Below are 19,421 nucleotides of genomic sequence, written 5' to 3' on the forward strand. Positions count from 1 at the left end.
GTTGCCTATAGACTGCCGGATAAATATGACAGTTTCGTGATCGGGCCAAACTTGTGGTTCTAAAGGAAAGAGCAAGTTTGGGTTTGTTTTAATGCTTCGTTATGACAGACGGCCGAATAAGCCTCTGGATTTTGAATAAACGCATAGTGCTGATTGGAGTTACGGCAACGCATTTGGAAGCGAGCGAGCTTTTGTTCATAGTCATCGCGAATCAGTTCATAGGAATAAAGACTGACACTTTCTTCTTCATCGAGTAAGGCTTGTTTAGTTTCTCGGATCAGTTGGTTTAATTGTTGATGTTGGTCTCGTACCTTATGGCAATATGGGGTGTTTTTACTGGCCTGTTGGCATTCTTCTAGGCTGGTTACGAGTCTGGCCTGCTGTGTTTCATAGTGTTGAATTTGCTGTTTAATACCTTGGCTCACTTGCTGAGCTTGTTGGTGGTTTTGCTGACGTTGGTTAACTTGCATGGCCACTTGGTTTAATTGTTGTTCTGCGATTAAGCAGCGTTTGCCAAATTCAATCAGAGGATTACCAAAGGTGTGTGTTGACCACATAATCACAAGGGCGGCACCCATTAAATTTCGTTTTATTGACCACATAGTTCCATTCTTTCTGTTTTCTTAAACGTGCTAGAAAATTTGTTGATCTAGAGCATGGCTTCCAAATTCACTTTGGTTGAATCCACAAACTGAGTATACACTCAGATCCATCAAATGGATAAAAGGATGAATTTGATATGTCTAAGGATTACAAAATGGGATTTTCCGTACCACTTTATCGTGGACCTTTCCAAAACAATGGGGCGTCTCCTTGGTTCGCTCGAGTTGGCTTTGGCACGCCTGCGCAATCTCTGAAGATCTGTTTTGATACAGGCAGTGACTTTAATTGGGTGACTTCAAGTTTGTGTGCCAGCGACACTTGCCATCATTATGGCGGTGAGCAATTTAACTTTCAGGCATCAAATACTTTTCGTTGGTTAAGTCAGGAGCCACAGTCGGTTAGCTTTGGACCTTGGGGCACCATGGAAGTAGAAGCTGGGCAAGATATCGTTAGGTTGCAGCCTTCGTCACCTACCTCAGAGATTGATCTCATCAGCGATCTCTATTTGGCTCAATCGTACAGCAGTCGGCATTTTGCTGAGCTTGATTGGGATGGCGGCATCGGCTTGCCCAGCGTGGTGACTTATTCCGCAAAAGTGGGGGGCTCGACAGAGCAAGCGGCATCCTTTCACTTTTTTGAAAGTCTTATTCAACAAGGCAAAGTGAATCCAGATTCACCTTTTGTCGGCTTTTTGACAGACATTCCAGAACGACAAGGACGATTAGAGTTTGGTTTGCTTAATCAAGCTTATCGTGACAGTCGCGAATATTTGTTTTTGCCTTGGCAAGAATATCAAGCGAACTATCTTTGGACTACGCCATTGCTGTCTCTCTCAATGGGGGGAAAGCACTTGTTAGAGGCCAAAGACGGTTTCTTTTTTGCTCTCGACTCTGGTTCTTCTCAGTTTAAAGGCGATGAAAATTTGATGAATTCATTGCTGTCGTTGGCAATGGATAAAGAGACTTTGTCGATTCAAATTGGGGAAACGGATAAGGGAGAAGCGGGCGAAATAACCGTAAATTCGACATTATACGATGTGCTCATCGAAGAAGGGCAAGATAAGGGGCAAGTGATTAGTCAATTTGATCCTATGGAAGGCGCTGATGACATTGCTTTAGTTGGTTCCATCATCATGGATCACCTTTATACCCTTTATCAATATAAAGCTGAGCTGGTGGATAAAGTTTGGCAATTAAAACCCCTTGGTGTGTGGATTTTTAACAAACCGGATGGGCCGAAAATTATTACCAGCCGACAAAGTAAACGGGCAAGTCTGTTTGATGCATAGGCTTTTACAGCAATGGTTTATCTTAAGGAGTAAAGAATGGCGTTCATTTTACATGGTGTTTGGCAAAACGAGTACGGTTCTAGAATGACCTTAGATGTCAGTGAAACGGGACAAATTGTCGGTGAATATCAGTCCACCACAGGCGCGTCGGGCACCTATTTTCTCGTTGGACATTGCCGTCCACAAGATCCCGATCCTCAACAAGGTCAGCCGTTGGTCTTATCCATTTTCTGGCGACCATTTGATGTTGAAGCTGAGGACGATGGTGTTCATTGGGTGTCGACTTATTGCGGGCAATTAAACGCGAATGGGGAGATGACGGTGATCAATACTTTGCTAACAACCACGCCTTATCAAGCCTTTGAACCAGGGGATTACATTGATAACTTGGTCTTTAAGAAGTCAGACAGTGTCACTGTTTTAGCGGATTCAACAGCGTGGCAAGAAACCTCTCAACAGAATGACAATCCAATTAATGGTGTTTGGTCGTCCGATGATAAGACCATCCAGTTAGCGCTGGCGGTGCAGAATCAAAAGTATGGTGTGTTGGCTGGGGAACTGTCTTATCAAGGTGAAAAAATTCAGCTCATTGGTTTCACGGACACCTATGCGAATAACAATATATTACAAAGTCTAACGCTAAGTGGATATATGCTGACGTCTTTACAACCTATTTCGTTAGTTGGCCGGATGGATGCGACGAGAAGTCGTTTGTCTTTATCGCGATGGCTGGCCAATGGAACAGATAGCAATAATGCGTATTTTCAAGCGAATTCAATGAACTGGCAATTCGCGAAGTAATCAATTGATTGACGTGATGGACTGTGAGGGATAACACATGAAGTTGAGCCATACCTATGATAAACATGAGCACGATCAAACCATCTTAGATTGTTTTCGACAGCTTTGGCGTTATTCTGCAGACTTAATGTTCATTATGTCGGTTGAAGCGGACGGTGAATTTGCTCTTTATGATAATAATCCGGCTTCCAAAAAAGTCATGGGGCTGGAGCAAGATTCAACCATTCATCGATTAAATTTGCGTGAGCAGTTCGGCGATGAAATGGCTGAGCAAGTGTATGCCACATATCATGAAGTGCTTGCGGCAGGCACCCCTATTTCTGTCGAGCAAAATGGTGTGCGAGGGGATGGCTCTAAGATTTATTTTGATACCCTTTTTGTGCCCATCTATGATGCTTCTAATGCGCCTATTTTTGTGTGCGGTGTGAGTCGTGACATTACCAAAATCAAAGACGCTGAAAAAGTTGCTCTTCAAGCCAATGAAAAGCTTACTGAGTACAGTCTTGCTTTAGAGTCAGTTAATCATGATCTAGATCAGAAAGTACGAGAGCGAACAGCGGAACTTGAACGTGCTAAGTTGATTGCTGAAGAAGCTTTAGAAGCGAAGTCTTCTTTTGTTGCGCGCATGAGTCATGAAATTCGAACCCCAATCAATGCGGTGATTGGACTCAGTTATTTATGTCTAAAAACGCCTTTAAATAAAGAGCAAACCGACTCTCTTTCAAAAATACTATCGGCTGGTGAATCCCTACTGGGAATCGTTAATGATGTCTTGGATTTTTCGAAAGCAGAAGCGGGGAAAATGACCCTTGAAGAGAGCCCTTTCCATATTCATAGTCTGCTAGAGCATGCCATTAATATTAATGCGGTTCAGGCAAAAGCAAAGCAAATCAGCCTCAGTAGTGATGTATCGCCCTATATTCCAGCAAGTCTCTTAGGGGATCCGTTAAAGATTCAGCAACTATTGGTGAATTTGATCACCAATGCCGTCAAGTTTACTGAACGTGGTGGCATTACGGTTCGCCTGTCCTGTTCACCCATATCGGAACAAGAGATCCTGTTAACTGGAGAAGTAATTGATACTGGCATTGGTATTTCAGTAAAAGATCAAGCCCGTTTGTTTCTGTCGTTTCAGCAGGCAGATGACAGTATCACGAGGGTGTTTGGTGGCACTGGATTGGGGTTGGCTATCTGCCAACAAATATGCCATTTAATGAATGGTTCGATCTCGGTTGAAAGTGATATAGGTAAAGGTGCGACATTTCGCTTTAATATACCATTGAAAATACATCAAGAAACCTTGGCGCAATCGAAATCGTCAATGAAAACCAGTGTGACGATTCCAGATTGTCAGGCTTGTAAAATACTTTTGGTGGAAGATAACCTAATTAATCAAAAGGTCATGCTAGGTTATTTAAATGAAACGAAAGCGCATGTTGTGATTGCAAATAATGGGCAAGAAGCGATCGATAAAGTATTGCACGAACATTTTGATTTGATCTTGATGGATATTCAAATGCCAGTCATGGACGGGCTAACGGCTACTCAAAAATTGCGAGAGTTGGATGCCAGTAAACACATTCCTATTTTTGCGATGACAGCCCATGTTTCCGATGATGCAAAATGTAAATCCGCTCAGGCTGGCATGAATGGACATCTGGATAAACCGATTGACAAGAATGAATTGTACAAAATTTTACAAATTCACTTACAAAAGGTTAAGCAATCTAATTCATTGGAATGTAAGAAAAAAATATTATCCGATCAGTTTTCTCATGAGCAGGAAGTATTGTCTAATATTTCGGCTATCGATACATTAGATGTTTGGCACGCTATTGAAAAACTTGATGGTAAATACGAACTTTATTTAGATTTACTTATATCTTTTTATGGAAGGTATAAGCACTTTTCATTTAGTGGTGTGTCTCAATCTGACACCTTACTTAATATTCATTCACTGAAATCCAGTTTGGCCTATATTGGCGCGATTAAGCTTTCTAATGATTGTGCTGAGTTAGAGCAAAGTGCAGCGATGAAGAGCATTTCTTCTCAACAGTTGAAAGAAATTGAGTCCAGTATTAATGCCTTAATTACGGCATTAACGGGGAAATTATCACCACGTTTAAAAGATGGTGAATTGCAAGTTAATCTTGATCAACAACAAATAGTGATTGAAAAGCTCGAGAACATTCATAGCTTATTAATACAGTCCGATTTTGTTGTAGAGGGTCAATTACAAGATGTCCAGCAAATGCTGATGGGCACCAAATACGCTTTATCAATCGAAAATATACTTTACTCTGTTTCGAGCATTGAATTTGAGTATGCCGCCTCTCAAGTAGCCGAACTCATGTTTGATTTGCAAGGTGATAAATAATGGCAATGACCAATCAACAACGCGTTTTAGTCATTGATGACGAAAAAATTAATTTGAAAGTTATCAGCGATATTTTAAGAGAAGATGTAGAGGTTATTCTTGCCGTTAATGGTGAGCAAGGCATTCGTAAAGCCGTTGAGTTGCAGCCTGATCTTATTTTGCTCGATGTGCTTATGCCTGGTATGGATGGTTATGACACCATGGCACGTCTTCGTCATGATGTCAGAACCAGTGCCATTCCGGTGATTTTTATCACCGCCTTGAATGATTCGAGTCATGAAGAAAAAGCCCTCTTGATGGGCGCTTGTGACTACATACAAAAACCGCTTTATACCAATATTGTACAGGCTAGGGTGCGTTTGCATTTGCAGCTGACTAAACAAAGGAAACTGTTAGAAGAATTGGCTAACATTGATCCGTTAACGTCGTTGGCCAATCGTCGTAAATACGAAGACGTCATTTCATCAGAATGGCAGTCCGCGATAGAGCATCAAGAATGCTTGTCTCTCTTGGTGATTGATATTGATAACTTCAAACACTTCAACGATTGTTATGGCCATGCGACAGGCGATAAGGTTCTTAAACAGGTGGCGTCTGTTTTGGCTATGCAGGTCAGTCCTGGTGAAGGCTTGGTGGCGCGTTATGGTGGCGAAGAATTTGTCGTGCTACTGCCGCGTTTTTCTCAGCATGAGGCAACGAAAGTAGCGCATCAGTGTATGTTGGAGATTGAACGTCTTAATCTCAGTTACCATCATGGTGGTCAAACGGGTCAAGTGACTGTCAGTGTCGGAGGGGCGACATGCTATCCGCAGAATTCAGATTTACTCTGCGAATTTTTTGATCGTGCTGACAATAAGCTTGTTCAGGCAAAAAATACGGGAAAGAACAAGATATTATGGGATGTGTCTGATAAATTAGACGTCCCAATGAAGTGATAGGCTTCGTTACATTCGCAACGATTGAATGATAAATTAGTCAAAATGAATTTAAATAGTACCAACCCGTTACACGGTTTAGATGTGCATCCGTTGCGAGATTCTCTCTATGACGAACTGCACTCTCGACCTTTTCAGGTGATTTCCAGCCCTGCTCGCATCAGTTATTTGGCGATTATGCTCGACAGTCAGCAAAAGCAGACGGAGTTTGAGCATTTTTGTCTACTGCACCAATCCTTCGACCTTACACCGCCACAGCACGACAGTGCTTGTATTGAAGTGGATTTCGGTCCGTTCATGATTCGACGTGACAAGCATCTCGAATTTATTTCTTACATGATTAGCACCCATCAGATAACAGAAGACTTTGGGGTGTTTGATCAAGATGCCTTGTCTTGCTTGCCGAGTGCTTGGCTGTCTGAATTGCCTGGTAAGGTGATGGTCGCATTTCATGTGGCGGTTGAAGACGCGATCACCAAGGCTGAACCTGATCTAGCCGAGGTTAAACGTCATTTTGAAGGCATGCGAATGGTGGGCAGTCGACCGCAAAATGGCGATGTTCAAGTCTGGACCAGCTTTAAACTGCACAGTGATGGTTGTGGGCGCTTCCTGATTTATAATAAGAGAATGAGTGACAGCCAGTTAGGTCGCTTGGTGCAGCGATTAGTAGAGATTGAAACCTATCGTTTGATGGCGTTATTAGCCCTGCCTATGGCTCGTCAATACAATGCTGAGCTGGTTAATATGGATAATCAATTAGCTCAAACCACGGCTAGGTTATCAGATGATAATGCGCAACTGGATGAAACCTCTTTGCTCGCAGAGCTGATTGATATGGCCGCTTGGGTCGAGGCGACCAGGGCCAAAGTGGCGTTTCGTTTTAGTGCAGCAAAAGCCTACCATGAACTGGTGTTAAACCGTTTAGAAGAGTTAAAAGAAGATGAGGTGTCGGGGCATCTGACCATCACCGAGTTTATGACTCGACGTTTAACCCCAGCGGTAAGAACGTGTGTGACGACCAGTGATCATTTAGAAAGTTTGTCTACGCGAATAGATCGGGTCTCAGATATGATGCGAACCCGAGTGGATATGTCGATTCAGTCGCAAAACCAAGAGTTACTTTCCTCAATGGATCGACGTTCAAAAATACAATTGGCGATGCAGCACACAGTAGAAGGTTTGTCTGTGGCCGCCATTAGCTACTACAGTGTGGGCTTGCTGAAATTTTTAATAGAAGCGGCGTACGATAAAGGCTTTCAATTTGATAAAAGCCTTGTGATTGGATTGACTGTGCCGCTTGTTGTGGCGGGTGTTTGGTTAGCAACACGAAAAATTCATAAGCGCTTTTTGCGTTTGGCGAAAGAGAAATAAGGCTTTTCGGCCGATTTTCCCTGAGTTATTACTGCTCTTCCGCTCGTAATGTGAGGACTTCATAGCCTGTCTTGGTGACGAGAATGGTGTGTTCCCATTGCGCGGACAGTTTTTTGTCGGCGGTGACCACCGTCCAGCTGTCTTTGCGAGTCTTGGTTTTGGCTTTGCCTTGGTTGATCATGGGCTCAATGGTGAAGGTCATTCCTTCTTTTAATACCAAGCCTGTACTAGGTTTGCCGTAATGAAGGACATTGGGCTCTTCGTGCATTTCCCTTCCAATACCGTGACCACAATATTCTTTTACAATAGAGTAGCCTTTACTTTCTGCTAGCCTTTGAATGGCGAAACCGATATCGCCTAAGGTCGCGCCGGGTTTGACGGTTTTAATGCCAGCCCACATAGCCTCATAAGTGGTTTTAACAAGCCGTTTGGCCATTAAACTGGCATTGCTCATTACGTACATTTTACTGGAGTCTGCAATAAAGCCGTTCTTTTCAAGAGTAATGTCGAGATTAACAATGTCACTGCCTTTGAGGATTTTATTGGCATTAGGGACGCCGTGACACACCACCTCATTTATGGAAGAATTCAATACAAACTGATAGCCGTATTGACCTAAGCTGGCCGGTCTAGCATTGAGTTCATCACGAATATAATGTTCGACCTTATCATTGATCTCTAACGTCGAAATGCCTTCTTTGACAATGCCATCCAGCATCGTAAATACTTTGGCTAATAAAGCACCTGATTCGCGCATAAACGCAATTTCTTCTGCATTTTTAATCTTTACTTGCATGTCATTTCACGCCGATAGAGGGGATGTCTTGATCTATCGTGCTGGCAAGCTCCTGAGCAATGAGCTCAGCAAACGTCAAGGTTGGATTGAGCTCTGCCAAGCGGCCCATTTTTATCCAGAATTCGGCCTGCGCGTTAATAGAGCGAGACATCACTTGACTGCTTTTGCGAATGTCACCGTGAAGTTGATCAGAGATTTTAATAATACCCATAATATATGATCCGTATATGATTTATATATGGATCGTATATTATGAGAAAGAAATTTACAAGAGAGGTTGTTGGTAAGAGGAACGGGGCAACTAATGAAACAATTCCTTGATCAGTTCGATGCCCGCGTTTTGACCACCTTGGTTGTAGGCATCGAGCAGTGCCGAACCTAATATCGCGATGTCTGCTTTACCGATAAGTTGCTCTATCTGGGAACGTTTACGCAAGCCAAAACCAACCCCAATGGGAGCACTGGCGTGTTGTTTGATTAGAGCTAAATAATCATCCAAAGAGGCATCTTTTGCTTTACTCTCGTGACTGGAGTGACCGGTTACCCCAGACCTTGCGACACAGTACAAGAAGCCACTGGCTTGACTGGCTAACATAGTCAGTCGCTCAGTCGGTGTCACTGGTGTCACCAACCAAACTGGATCAATATTATGTCGCTGGCAAGCTTGTTGGTACTGTGAGGCCGCCTCAATTGGTAAGTCTGGTAAAATTAGGCCTTGAATGTTCTCTTCGGAGGCGCGTTTAGCAAGCTTTTCTAAACCGAAACGGTACATTGGATTAAGGTAACTCATGAGGACGATGCGGCTTTCTGGGAAATCTCGTGCCAGTTCTCCCAATTGGGACAAACAAGTGTCAACGTCCAATGTTTGTTCCAGTGCCTTGTGACAAGCGGCGACAATACTTGGGCCGTCTGCCACCGGGTCTGAGAACGGAAATTGTACTTCAATGAAGTCAACGCTTTCTTCTAATAATCGTCTCATCCAAGATAGGCTTTCCGTGACGCTTGGATAACCATATACCACATGGGTCATGGCCAAAATGGGTTTACGGATGAGTTTTTGCTGGGTAAATTCGGCTAATTGGCTCATCAGTTTTGCTCCTGATTATCAAGATGACGAGTAGGGTAAGACGCAAGGTAATCGTTCAAAAATTCAGGAAAGGTTTCATCTTGCACGGCTTTCGCGACATTAAAAATATCTTTGTCACCACGGCCCGATAAGTTAATGACGATCTTTGAATCTTTCGGCAAATTTGGTGCGTCTTTAAAGGCACCAGCGAGGGCATGAGAGGATTCAAGCGCAGGAATGATGCCTTCTTTTTTCAACAACAGAGTACAAGCGGCAATGACTTCATCGTCCATGGCGTAGGTCATTTTGATACGACCTGTTTCGGCCAAATGGGCGATAATAGGTGAAACACCTACATAATCTAAACCCGCCGCGATGGAGTGTGTTTCTTGCAGTTGTCCGGCATTGTCTTGTAAAAACATGGTGGCAAAGCCTTGTGCGATACCTGGTTGACCAAGGTTGTGAGATAAGCGAATCGAGTGTTCGCCTAATGCTAAGCCTTTTCCGCCCGCTTCCACGCCAATCATTTCCACTTCTTTGTTGTCAAGGAAAGGCAGGAACAAGCCGCATGCATTGGAGCCACCACCAACACAAGCGTAAAGGCGGTCTGGGAATTGGTCGAATTGGGCGACACTTTGCTGACGCACTTCATTGCCTATGACCGACTGGAAAAAAGCCACCATTTCAGGGAAGGGCGCACAACCACAGGATGTGCCGATCAGATAATGGCTGTCTTCATGGCTGGAAGACCAATCCCGTAATGCTTCATCTAAGGCATCGCGCAGGGTTTGTGCGCCAGTGGTAACCGGCACCACTTCGGCACCGAGTTGTTTCATCCAAAACACATTTGGGTACTGACGCTCGATGTCTTTTGCGCCCATATAAATGGTGCATTCTAAGCCCAAACGAGCGGCAACCAGTGCCGTTGCAATACCATGTTGACCGGCTCCGGTTTCGGCGATAACGCGTTTTTTGCCCATGTGTTTAACCAATAAACCTTGGCCGATGACGTTATTCATTTTGTGCGCGCCACTGTGATTCAAATCTTCACGCTTTAGATAGATTTGCGCACCACCAAAATGCTCGGTCAGGTTAGCGCAAAACGTGAGGGGAGTGGGGCGGCCTGAGAATTGTTGCCACTGTTTATTCAATTCCGCTAAGAAGCTTTCATCCTGCTTCGCTTCCTCAAAGGCGGTTAAGATTTGCTGCTGACTGGCAAACAGAATTTCAGGAATGTAGCTGCCGCCATATTGGCCGTAGAAACCATTTTCGCTTTGCATGGCTTGCTCCTAATAATTTATTAACTAAACGGTATGGTAAATAAATTAAATCATGCGGAGATCAACGTCAAGCTATTCGCGTCATCAACATGGCTTTTTGACGGAGTCTTAATGCTGTAAGAGAGGATTTAAATCACGAAATAATGGCGTTAATCGTTTTGAAACAGGGACTTAACTTAGGGAGGATAGAGCATTTTTCAACAAGGCAGACGTTCAAAAGATTTATTCGTAGCATCGCTAGATATTTGGCGTTAGCTAAGAGCCAACAAGATATATAGAAAATTGCTGGAAAAAAGAAATTGCTGAAAAAAGAAAAGCCAAAATTCGCAATGGATTTGGCTTTATCGTCTTTTAAGAGAAGTGCATGATTTTTCTAAACCGCATCACTGCTAATCAAGGTCACTTTTTCATCTAGGTCTAATGCTTCTTGTTGGGCGACGTTCTTTTCGGCAGGGTTGGTAATACCGGTAAATTTACCGCCAGGTTCGATGCTCAAATTGTCGCTATAAACGGTGCCACTCACGCGTCCGCAACTTAAAATTTCGATATAAGTTGCATAGCAAATGCCTTCAAAGTGGCCATTTATAATCAATTTTTCCGTGTTGATTTCACCCAACACCTTGCCGGACTCACTAATTTTTATCTGCTTAATAGCATCAATTTGCCCTTCAACGTGACCATCGATTTGCAACTGGCTCGCTACTTGGATGTGTCCATTAATAGTGCAACCTTCTGCGATGAGAGTTGTAGCTGACGACTGACTCTTAACTGTACTTGACCCACCAAAGATTCCCATCCTATACCTCTTACACTTTCAAATATTGTATCGAAATTATCTACATTCCAACTTATAAAGGGTTTCGGGTTTAGAGCTCGTCCAACAAACCTAACTTCATAGTGAAGATGAGGGCCAGAAGATAAACCACTGTTTCCTGAATAGGCGATCAAATCCCCTTTTTTCACAAAGTCACCGCGTTTAACGGCAAATTTGCTTAAATGAGAGTAGGAACTCGAAAAACCATAAGCATGAAATATTCTTAAATAGTTGCCAGAGCCTTTGTTGCTTGGACGAATCACTTCGACCGCACCGTCTGCCGGTGCATAGATTGGTGTTCCGGTATTGACCGCAAAATCTTGACCGCGATGGAACTTTACAATCCCTGTTACTGGGTGTTTACGCTTACCGTATCCTGATGACGTTCGAGCATTGATGACCGGTGGACCACTAGGGATTTGCGTTAACATCATGACGCGCATCGATGTGGTTATAGTAGCGGTATCTAAACGAGATTCCAACTCGGCACCATTTTGATCACTCATGCCAAGTACGTTTTCTAAATCATTAAGCCTGTCGGAGACCAGCTGCATGCGCTCCTCACGCTCTGATAAATCGTGCTCAAGGGTGGACTTTAAGGCCGTTAAGGCAGTGAGTTCACGATTTACCGATGAATATTTTGTTTCAAGCTCTTTCTGTTTAAGTTTGGCAAACTCGGCCTCATGGACGAGATAATAAATAACAATGCCTGTGACGATCACACCAACAAACACTATGTAACTCAACACTTTCATAGTGTGTCGAAACTTCTTTCCAAAGCTAAAATGCTTACTTCCATGAATAGAAGAGACTGATATTGTTACATTATCTTTCATTGCTTACTTGTATCCCAACATCATGACCGCTTGACCGAAAGAAGATTTGAATAGAAAGCATACGATTTACATCATATTGCTAATCTTTGTATACGGCTTCCTTGTTTTTAGGCAGTTTTCATACCTAAAGTACCTTTTCTTTCTTACATAAATGTTTCATTTTGTAAGTAAGGTTTTTGATTGTAACAACTCGAAGCTAAGTCGGATAGTGTTTGCGTTCACAATTGTCTACCGTCAGTAGAGATGACAATGTGATTGTGACAGAGTAATGCGATTTGACAGTGGTTTTAAATGGCTTGTCTATAAGCTGTCTTGTCTGTCTGTCTGTCTTGTCTGTTTTGTCATGTGGAAGCAGGTTTGCCGCTTGGCTTGAAGGCGTTCAAAGTAAGGGGTGGGCGGTATAAAGCATTGTGGGATTGATTCAGTTATGAATCAGTCGGATTTATTGGTAATACATGCTATTCGATTTATCTTATATCCTAATTGCTGAGCTAAATACCGCAAGTTTATAGTGGTTAACCTCTTGGCGTGTTCCTTTAGGGCCATTTATTGCTTTTAGTTTGCCTATTGTCGGAGGTATTCTATCGTTTGTCGTGTATGAAGTGATGGTTAAATGCTTGACTGATATCTGTTTTTATCAATTTGGTGCGACTTAAAAGACGTGGTTCAAAAGGAGTGACTTATGAGTGATGCAAAATACCCAGTTCGTGGTGCTTGTCAGTGTGGCAGCGTTCAGTATCAACTGTTGTCAGCACCCAAAATGATCGTGGCGTGTCACTGTAAAGAGTGTCAAAAGCTTTCTACAAGTGCGTTTAGTATTACCGCCATGGTGGATAAAGAGCAGTTGCTAATTGAAGGCGAGTTGGCTGATTGGCAACGCGGTTCGGACAGTGGTAATGTTTCCGCCGCTAAATTCTGTGTGACATGCGGTAATCGGATTTATCATTTTGATCCGGCTAAACCAGATCTACTTAAGTTAAAACCCAGTACCTTAGAGGACACCTCCATCATCCAACCCTCTGCTCACATTTGGGTGTCGGAAAAACAAGATTGGTATGATATCCCAGAAGGCATGACCGTTTTTCAAGGGCAACCATAGTGTGTTGACTGATAAGTCATTTTCTTGGATGAAGGCCTATTTGGCGGCGTATTAAAATTAATTGGTTAGAATGAGGCATGACATGCTTCAACTAAGGTTAGAGGAAACATGGCTAGGGGAAGACCCAGTAAAAAACACCATATTGTGTCGGCGGCTTGTGAGTTGTTTACTATACAAGGCTATCAAGGTACGAGTATTGATCAAGTCGTAAATGCCGCCGCCGTTTCTAAACCGACGGTTTACAGTAACTTTCCGACCAAATTGGTTTTGTGGGAGCAGGTGCTAGAAAGCGTATCTGAGGCCGCTGAGCAAAGCTTGTCGGCAACCTTCGACGCGTGTCAGCAATCCGCATCACAAGAGGCTTTGACAGCTTGGCTGAACCTTTGGAATACGTGGGTTTCGAAACCTGAGAGGCTGGCTGTGTATCGTATTTTCATTGGTGAACAGCATAAAATGTCGGCCACCTCGATGGCACTTTTTGCGCAATTTGAAGGGCAGCTTGAAATTATACTGGTGCGTTGGAAAGACGTTTATCAAGTGCCAGATGACATCTATCGATTGCTGGATGCCGTCACGCGGCGATCTTTGCTGTTGCCAGCTTTACTAAAACAACCGGCCATTTCGAAAGCGGAGTTGTTGTCCGAGTTACAGCCGATTATTGGCAACCACTAGAGTAACAAAACAGAAAAGCTCGCAACGATTGCCTATTCATCGTGCGAGCTTGTTTGGTTCATGAGGTGTTCGTGAAGTGTTAGGCCGAGGCGCTTCCGACTTCCGGTAGGTCTTCGATACGACCTTTTTCAGCCCAAAACATAATGGCGAGGGCAAGAGAGCCCATGATCACAAAGCCTGCTGAAATAGGAATCAATGTATTGTCATACAATTGGCCTATCACGGTGCCGATTGACATGGACATGATAGAAGAGACGGAACCAATGATGGCTGAGGCGATTCCAGCGACGTGCCCCATAGGCTCCATGGCCAGGGCATTGACGTTACCAAACAGCAAACCAAAGCAGAAAAATAAGACGCTGGCGTAGAGCATAAACATCCACAGATTAATGTCCACAAAGGCATGTAGGCTTAAGAAAATCGCTGACGCCACCACGACTAAGCAAATGGCGCGAAAGGCAATGTGTCGAGCACCATAGCTTTCCACCACTCTCGCGTTGATTAGGGATGATACGCCTAGGACCAAAGCCAATAAGCCAAAGTAGAGTGAAAACATATTGCCTGTTTCAAATTGCACCTGAAAAATTTGCTGAGACGAGTTCAAATAGCCAATAAAGCTACCAAAAAATAACCCCATACAAATCGTATAGCTTGCGGTGATTCGGTTGGTGATAACTTCTTTAAAGCCGTCATAAAAGCCTTTCGTCGAAAACGCAATGCGCTGTTCTTTAGGTAGGGTTTCTTTTAAACGGAAGAAGATCCACAGCATCAAAATGATGGCGTAAACGAGATACAGCTCAAAAATACCACGCCAGTCAGAGATCAGCATAATGCCTTGGCCGAGTGTCGGCGCAATGGCCGGTACCAGTACAAAAATCATCATTACCAACGACATGATGCGGGCCATTTGCGCACCGTGAAATAAATCACGTACAAGTGAAATGGCTGAAATATACGGTCCAGCAACGCCTAAACCTTGTATAAATCGACCGATCATTAGCATTTCAAGGTTATTTGCTTGATAGCAAATTAAGGTACCAATAAGGTAAAGGGCGAAGCCTGAAAATAAGACTGGACGGCGACCTAGAGCATCTGAAAGCGGGCCGCAAATCAGTTGTCCTAATGCCATACCCAAAAATAACATGCTGATCAGCAACTGTGGTTGGTTAGCCGTGACGGCACCAAGGTCATTGCCGATAATACCCAAAGCCGGTAAGAGAGCATCAATTGAGATGGCAACAATTGACATAAGAAGGGCGACCAGAATAGTGAATTCCTTTGCCTGCATGCCAGAAGCCTGAGTATTGTTATGGGCGTTTTCCATAGAGATTCCATTGGGGTGGTTTAAGCTGGTGAACCCACTGGAAATGAGTTCAGATAATTTAATATTATACTTAGGATTTATGACGTTCCGTTGGCGTTTATGTGTACAAAATAAGGAAGTGGACAATCGCTTAATGTCGTATCTAGGAGGTGTCAATGCAAGACAGTGAGAGAGAGAAAATCGAGCTAGAGCATCAAGCCGCTAAACTCTTTATGCGTTGTTATGAAAGAAACACCGGCAAGCCGATTCGTCACATATGGCACAATGATCCAATGCGCCCAGATGTTTCGTGTGTATTTGAAGGGGAGCGGCTCGATTTGGAAATTGCGCATTTATATGGTTCCGAAGAAGAGGCGATGGAAATCCTTGGACGGCATTTGACGCCTCAGACCCATCAGGTACTTGCGCAATTAAAACAAGAACCAGTGGAAGAGCGGTTATTAAAAGCCCTGAATAAGATTTTAGAAAATAAAGCGGGCAAACGTTATCAAACCGAGCGCGTGTGGTTAGTCATTCGCAATGCGCATCCGGCTTGGCGACAAGAAGACATTAAAGCCGTAGAGCATTTAATCTGTATTCCAGAACCTCATGTGTTTGAAAAAGTTTGGATACTGGGGGATTTTGAAGGCAAAACGGGCATTGTGCGGCTGTATCCTTAATGACAAGGTCAACTGTGTTTCTTTACGGCCTAATGATTTTTCTGATTATCTGAACTTGCTGCCGTTGGTGTCTTTTTATTGGCATTTTGCTGGCGCATTTTTTTCACTGTCACCAAGCAAATGGTTAACGCAATGCCAACAAAAAAAATGGCAAAAGCGCCCAGAGCAATGACGGCTTGAGAGTGCATACTAGCTTGGCTCCTTCGTTATATTGAGGGAAAAAGTCGTCATGAATAATACCTCTTGTTTCATCCTATTCATGACGTCTGTGACCTGGTTTTAAGTTCGACGATGAACGCATTGGCCAGCTGAGAAGGTGGCTTGAATCGCTCGATCATCTCCTATGGTCATGAAAACAAATAGGCTTTCTTCTATGTTCTTCGACAAGGCCAAGCGTGAACGAAGTAAAGGCGTGGCCTGCTTGTCTAATAAGATAAAATCCGCTTCACTGCCTACCGTAAGGTTACCAATTTTATCTTCCAGTCGCAGTGCTTTAGCGCCACCTAAGGTGGATAAGTACAATGATTTGATTGGGTTTAGGTTTTCATTCTGCAGCTGAATGACTTTGTAGGCTTCGTTCATTGTCTGCAGCATTGAAAAGCTGGTGCCGCCGCCGACGTCCGTTCCTAAACCCACATTGACGTTATGCTGCTCGGCTTTGCTGAGTTTGAATAAACCGCTGCCAATAAACAGATTGGAGGTGGGGCAGAAGGCGATGGCCGATCCGGTTTCGTTCAATCGTTGGTATTCGTGATCACACAAATGAATGCCATGAGCAAACACAGAGCGTTCACTGAGCAGTTGATTTTGATCGTAGACATCAAGATAGTGCTGACTGTTTGGAAAGAGTTCTTGTACCCAAGCACACTCGTCTTTGTTCTCAGATAAGTGCGTGTGCAGGTAAACATCATCGTATTCGCTGAGTAATTTGCCGGCTAACGCCAGCTGCTGATCTGAGCTGGTTGGCGCAAATCTTGGCGTGATGGCATAGTGTAAGCGACCTTTATTATGCCATTTTTCAATCAGTTGTTTGCTTTCTTGATAACTCGTTTCAGGTGTATCGGTCAGGTAATCAGGGGCGTTACGATCCATCATGACCTTGCCACAAATCATACGCAAGTTATGTACTTGGCTGGCTTCAAAAAAAGCATCCACAGACACCTTATGAACCGTCCCAAAGACTAAGGCCGTGGTGGTGCCATTACGTAATAACTCCGCTAAAAAGCGGTCTGCGACATCACGAGCATGATCTTTATCGCTGAATTTGGACTCTTCTGGGAAGGTATAGGTATTGAGCCAAGTCAGCAATTGTTCGCCATAAGAACCAATCATATCCGTTTGTGGATAATGAATATGAGTGTCAATAAAGCCCGGCGTTATGATGGCGTTCGGATGATGCTCAATTTGAAGAGAGTCTGGCAAATTCGGTATTAAGGTATTGGCATCACCCAAAGCGTGAATCTGATCGCCATCGACCACCAATAAGCCATCTTCAAAATATTCGTAAGCGGCTTCTGTACCCACGTCTTTTGGGTCTGCAATACAGTGAACAATGGCCGCACGCCAAGCTTTTAATTGCGTCATCTTGTCTCTCTCTAAAATATTTGACCGAACGGTTATACTTTATCAGTTCTTGTCTTGGCTTTCACTAAGTTGGCGAATTTTGACGCGATAGAATAGGGTGGCTCGGAGGATGACAACGAGGCAAACTCCCAGCGTATCGGCATAGAAATCTAACCATTCGCCATATCGATTGACACTGGGTTGAATCAATTCAACGGCGCCGCCCCATAGAATAATGAACACAGACAGGTAAAAAAAGCGTTTAAAAGGGCCAAATGCACACATCAAGGCCCAGCCCCCAAAACCAATGACATGATGCAACTTGTCTGACCCTGGGACAGCAGGCAGTTGTTCCATTGGTGTTAAGGTGGCAAGACTGATGACAATAAAGCCGACCAAGAAGCCAACGAGTTGCAACCAAGGGGCTTGAATAAGAGCGTACATCCTTGTCATGGTGATTACCTTAAAATACGCGCACGAATATTACGGCCTTTAATCTTTTTGTTTTCTAGTGCTTTCACGACTTTTTTCGCGACTTGGTTATCAACGGCCACGTAAGCATGGAAATCAAAAATATCGATTTTGCCCACTTGCTGTTTGTCTAACCCCAAACCTGCGGTTAACGCCCCTAGAATATCACCTGGACGAAGCTTATTTTTGCGTCCAGCATCAAAGGCGATGGTGGTTTTTTCCGGTACTAACCGATACGTCAGATCCGCTTCCTCTAATTCAATAAAGTTGGCTTTGGTGTCAAAACGACTTTCAATGTCACGCACTTTGTAATCGTCTTTTGAGGTAATTAAATTGACCGCAATACCTGCGGCACCCGCACGGCCAGTTCGCCCAATACGGTGAGTATGAACGTCAGTGTCTCGGGTGGTGTCATAGTTGACGACCAGATCAATCTCTTTCACATCGATGCCACGGGCCGCCACATCGGTTGCGACTAAAATACAGCTGCTTTGATTACTAAAACGCACTAATACTTGATCTCGCTGTTTTTGCTCCAAATCACCGTGGATGGCTTGTGCGGCCACTTTGTGATCATCTAACCAGTCCGCCACGACTTGTGATTCGGCTTTGGTGTTACAAAACACAATGGCTTGGCGCGGGGCAAAATGTTGCAAACAACTTAATAAGGTAGTGGTCTTGTTCGCGTTTTCGCTGCGTACGAAGAATTGTTCTATGTTGGGTTTTAAGTCTTCCTGTACTTCGACCTTGATATTGATTGGCTGGCGTTGAAATTCAGCACTCAGCGCTTCAATGTTGTCACCATAGGTGGCAGAGAAGAGTAAGGTTTGTTTTTCTTTTGGGGTGAGCTCAACGACTTCACGAATGCTGTCAACAAAGCCCATGTCTAACATGCGATCCGCTTCGTCTAAAACCAAGGTGTTCAATGCGTTTAAACGCAATGTGCCTTTACGCAAATGCTCCATTAAGCGGCCGGGCGTGCCGACGACAATGTGAGCGCCATGTTCTAACGAGTTAATTTGCGGGCCGAATGGCATGCCGCCACACAGACTCAATACTTTGATGTTTTCTTGAAATCGAGCCACTTTGCGGATTTCTTTTGATACTTGATCGGCCAGTTCGCGAGTCGGGCACATGACCAAAGCTTGGACGCCAAAAAAACGTGGATTGATTTTAAGCAACACGCCGATAGCGAACGCAAGTGTTTTACCACTGCCGGTTTGAGCCTGAGCCAGAATGTCTTTGCCATCCATAATTGGGGGCAAACTTTGCTCCTGAATCGGCGTGAATCGGGTAAACCCCATGTCTGAAAGCAGACTGGTTAGTTTAGTGGGTAATTGTTGCTTAAGAGTATCTTGGAATTGGGTCACAAAAGGCCTGTCTAATCGAATAAAATTTTGCCAGAGAATAGCAGAAAAATAGTATAAATGCCCTTTTCAATGAGATATTCCGTGTTCGAGTTAGGG

General features: G+C 43.8%; 20 protein-coding genes. 8 read left to right on the forward strand and 12 right to left on the reverse strand.

Annotation, left to right across the window (positions count from 1 at the left end; all coding sequences use genetic code 11):
* Positions 1–59 precede the first annotated feature (59 nt).
* Positions 60–602, reverse strand: coding sequence for a hypothetical protein (locus OA79_RS10085; RefSeq protein ID WP_063333107.1), 543 nt, complete (start codon positions 600–602; stop codon positions 60–62).
* 137 nt (positions 603–739) lie between these two features.
* Between OA79_RS10085 and OA79_RS10090 the strand changes: the two genes are divergently transcribed.
* The 5 genes from OA79_RS10090 to OA79_RS10110 are packed head-to-tail and all read left to right on the forward strand — an operon-like array spanning position 740 to position 7,375.
* Positions 740–1,891, forward strand: a complete 1,152-nt coding sequence (locus tag OA79_RS10090) for a pepsin-like aspartic protease (RefSeq protein ID WP_063333108.1) — start codon at positions 740–742, stop codon at positions 1,889–1,891.
* 36 nt (positions 1,892–1,927) lie between these two features.
* Entirely contained in the window at positions 1,928–2,692 is a 765-nt protein-coding gene (locus OA79_RS10095; protein WP_063333109.1) for an avidin/streptavidin family protein, read from the forward strand.
* 37 nt (positions 2,693–2,729) lie between these two features.
* Complete coding sequence (locus OA79_RS10100) at positions 2,730–5,069, forward strand: ATP-binding protein (RefSeq protein ID WP_063333110.1); 2,340 nt, start codon at positions 2,730–2,732, stop codon at positions 5,067–5,069.
* On the forward strand, positions 5,069–6,004 hold the full coding sequence (locus OA79_RS10105; protein ID WP_082825445.1) for a GGDEF domain-containing protein: 936 nt from the start codon (positions 5,069–5,071) through the stop codon (positions 6,002–6,004). Before OA79_RS10100 ends, OA79_RS10105 begins: the two co-directional genes overlap by 1 nt.
* A 45-nt stretch (positions 6,005–6,049) precedes the next feature.
* A complete protein-coding gene (locus OA79_RS10110) occupies positions 6,050–7,375 on the forward strand; it encodes a DUF3422 family protein (protein WP_063333111.1) in 1,326 nt (441 codons plus the stop codon).
* Between the two features lie 28 nt (positions 7,376–7,403).
* On the opposite strand, the gene map is transcribed toward OA79_RS10110, so the two are convergent.
* From map to OA79_RS10140, 6 genes are all read right to left on the reverse strand, one after another.
* Entirely contained in the window at positions 7,404–8,171 is a 768-nt protein-coding gene (gene map / locus OA79_RS10115) for a type I methionyl aminopeptidase (protein WP_063333112.1), read from the reverse strand.
* Position 8,172: 1 nt separating this feature from the next.
* Positions 8,173–8,382 (reverse strand): ParD-like family protein, encoded by a 210-nt coding sequence (locus OA79_RS10120; protein WP_063333113.1) that lies wholly within the window; start codon positions 8,380–8,382, stop codon positions 8,173–8,175.
* A gap of 90 nt (positions 8,383–8,472) precedes the next feature.
* The gene (gene trpA / locus OA79_RS10125) at positions 8,473–9,258 is read right to left on the reverse strand and encodes a tryptophan synthase subunit alpha (protein ID WP_063333114.1); all 786 of its coding nucleotides are present in this window, start codon (positions 9,256–9,258) and stop codon (positions 8,473–8,475) included.
* A complete protein-coding gene (gene trpB, locus OA79_RS10130; RefSeq protein ID WP_063333115.1) occupies positions 9,258–10,517 on the reverse strand; it encodes a tryptophan synthase subunit beta in 1,260 nt (419 codons plus the stop codon). Before trpB ends, trpA begins: the two co-directional genes overlap by 1 nt.
* A gap of 373 nt (positions 10,518–10,890) precedes the next feature.
* Positions 10,891–11,208: a bactofilin family protein gene (locus OA79_RS10135; protein WP_063333116.1), complete on the reverse strand. Its 318-nt coding sequence runs from the start codon at positions 11,206–11,208 to the stop codon at positions 10,891–10,893.
* An 8-nt stretch (positions 11,209–11,216) separates the two neighbouring features.
* Positions 11,217–12,086, reverse strand: a complete 870-nt coding sequence (locus OA79_RS10140; protein WP_231908849.1) for a M23 family metallopeptidase — start codon at positions 12,084–12,086, stop codon at positions 11,217–11,219.
* A 763-nt stretch (positions 12,087–12,849) separates the two neighbouring features.
* Between OA79_RS10140 and OA79_RS10145 the strand changes: the two genes are divergently transcribed.
* Both OA79_RS10145 and OA79_RS10150 read left to right on the forward strand, forming a co-directional pair.
* Entirely contained in the window at positions 12,850–13,266 is a 417-nt protein-coding gene (locus tag OA79_RS10145; protein WP_063333118.1) for a GFA family protein, read from the forward strand.
* A gap of 108 nt (positions 13,267–13,374) precedes the next feature.
* Positions 13,375–13,938 (forward strand): TetR/AcrR family transcriptional regulator, encoded by a 564-nt coding sequence (locus OA79_RS10150; RefSeq protein WP_063333119.1) that lies wholly within the window; start codon positions 13,375–13,377, stop codon positions 13,936–13,938.
* 79 nt (positions 13,939–14,017) lie between these two features.
* Here OA79_RS10150 and OA79_RS10155 read toward each other — a convergent pair whose 3' ends face one another.
* A complete protein-coding gene (locus OA79_RS10155; RefSeq protein ID WP_063333120.1) occupies positions 14,018–15,262 on the reverse strand; it encodes a multidrug effflux MFS transporter in 1,245 nt (414 codons plus the stop codon).
* 155 nt (positions 15,263–15,417) lie between these two features.
* Here OA79_RS10155 and OA79_RS10160 point away from each other — a divergent pair, with 155 nt between their 5' ends.
* Positions 15,418–15,921 (forward strand): hypothetical protein, encoded by a 504-nt coding sequence (locus tag OA79_RS10160; RefSeq protein ID WP_063333121.1) that lies wholly within the window; start codon positions 15,418–15,420, stop codon positions 15,919–15,921.
* Positions 15,922–15,950: 29 nt separating this feature from the next.
* Here OA79_RS10160 and OA79_RS18215 read toward each other — a convergent pair whose 3' ends face one another.
* The 4 genes from OA79_RS18215 to dbpA form a co-directional block, all read right to left on the reverse strand.
* Positions 15,951–16,109 (reverse strand): hypothetical protein, encoded by a 159-nt coding sequence (locus tag OA79_RS18215; protein ID WP_156486249.1) that lies wholly within the window; start codon positions 16,107–16,109, stop codon positions 15,951–15,953.
* Between the two features lie 91 nt (positions 16,110–16,200).
* Entirely contained in the window at positions 16,201–17,505 is a 1,305-nt protein-coding gene (gene guaD, locus OA79_RS10165) for a guanine deaminase (RefSeq protein ID WP_063333122.1), read from the reverse strand.
* A gap of 42 nt (positions 17,506–17,547) precedes the next feature.
* Positions 17,548–17,937, reverse strand: a complete 390-nt coding sequence (locus OA79_RS10170; RefSeq protein WP_063333123.1) for a hypothetical protein — start codon at positions 17,935–17,937, stop codon at positions 17,548–17,550.
* A gap of 5 nt (positions 17,938–17,942) precedes the next feature.
* A complete protein-coding gene (gene dbpA, locus OA79_RS10175) occupies positions 17,943–19,325 on the reverse strand; it encodes an ATP-dependent RNA helicase DbpA (RefSeq protein ID WP_063333124.1) in 1,383 nt (460 codons plus the stop codon).
* Positions 19,326–19,421: the final 96 nt, after the last annotated feature.

The sequence above is a fragment of the Marinomonas sp. TW1 genome, from assembly GCF_001625355.1.
Lineage (GTDB): Bacteria > Pseudomonadota > Gammaproteobacteria > Pseudomonadales > Marinomonadaceae > Marinomonas.

Excerpts from the sequence above, each read along its gene's own strand:
- OA79_RS10100 (WP_063333110.1), top strand. The coding sequence starts at position 2,730 with ATGAAGTTGAGCCATACCTATGATAAACATGAGCACGATCAAACCATC.
- OA79_RS10150 (WP_063333119.1), top strand. The coding sequence starts at position 13,375 with ATGGCTAGGGGAAGACCCAGTAAAAAACACCATATTGTGTCGGCGGCT.
- OA79_RS10145 (WP_063333118.1), top strand. The coding sequence starts at position 12,850 with ATGAGTGATGCAAAATACCCAGTTCGTGGTGCTTGTCAGTGTGGCAGC.
- trpB (WP_063333115.1), bottom strand. The coding sequence starts at position 10,517 with ATGCAAAGCGAAAATGGTTTCTACGGCCAATATGGCGGCAGCTACATT.
- map (WP_063333112.1), bottom strand. The coding sequence starts at position 8,171 with ATGCAAGTAAAGATTAAAAATGCAGAAGAAATTGCGTTTATGCGCGAA.
- guaD (WP_063333122.1), bottom strand. The coding sequence starts at position 17,505 with ATGACGCAATTAAAAGCTTGGCGTGCGGCCATTGTTCACTGTATTGCA.
- OA79_RS10120 (WP_063333113.1), bottom strand. The coding sequence starts at position 8,382 with ATGGGTATTATTAAAATCTCTGATCAACTTCACGGTGACATTCGCAAA.
- OA79_RS10140 (WP_231908849.1), bottom strand. The coding sequence starts at position 12,086 with ATGAAAGTGTTGAGTTACATAGTGTTTGTTGGTGTGATCGTCACAGGC.
- OA79_RS10170 (WP_063333123.1), bottom strand. The coding sequence starts at position 17,937 with ATGACAAGGATGTACGCTCTTATTCAAGCCCCTTGGTTGCAACTCGTT.
- OA79_RS10085 (WP_063333107.1), bottom strand. The coding sequence starts at position 602 with ATGTGGTCAATAAAACGAAATTTAATGGGTGCCGCCCTTGTGATTATG.
- OA79_RS18215 (WP_156486249.1), bottom strand. The coding sequence starts at position 16,109 with ATGCACTCTCAAGCCGTCATTGCTCTGGGCGCTTTTGCCATTTTTTTT.
- OA79_RS10155 (WP_063333120.1), bottom strand. The coding sequence starts at position 15,262 with ATGGAAAACGCCCATAACAATACTCAGGCTTCTGGCATGCAGGCAAAG.
- OA79_RS10090 (WP_063333108.1), top strand. The coding sequence starts at position 740 with ATGTCTAAGGATTACAAAATGGGATTTTCCGTACCACTTTATCGTGGA.
- trpA (WP_063333114.1), bottom strand. The coding sequence starts at position 9,258 with ATGAGCCAATTAGCCGAATTTACCCAGCAAAAACTCATCCGTAAACCC.
- OA79_RS10110 (WP_063333111.1), top strand. The coding sequence starts at position 6,050 with ATGAATTTAAATAGTACCAACCCGTTACACGGTTTAGATGTGCATCCG.
- OA79_RS10160 (WP_063333121.1), top strand. The coding sequence starts at position 15,418 with ATGCAAGACAGTGAGAGAGAGAAAATCGAGCTAGAGCATCAAGCCGCT.
- OA79_RS10105 (WP_082825445.1), top strand. The coding sequence starts at position 5,069 with ATGGCAATGACCAATCAACAACGCGTTTTAGTCATTGATGACGAAAAA.
- OA79_RS10095 (WP_063333109.1), top strand. The coding sequence starts at position 1,928 with ATGGCGTTCATTTTACATGGTGTTTGGCAAAACGAGTACGGTTCTAGA.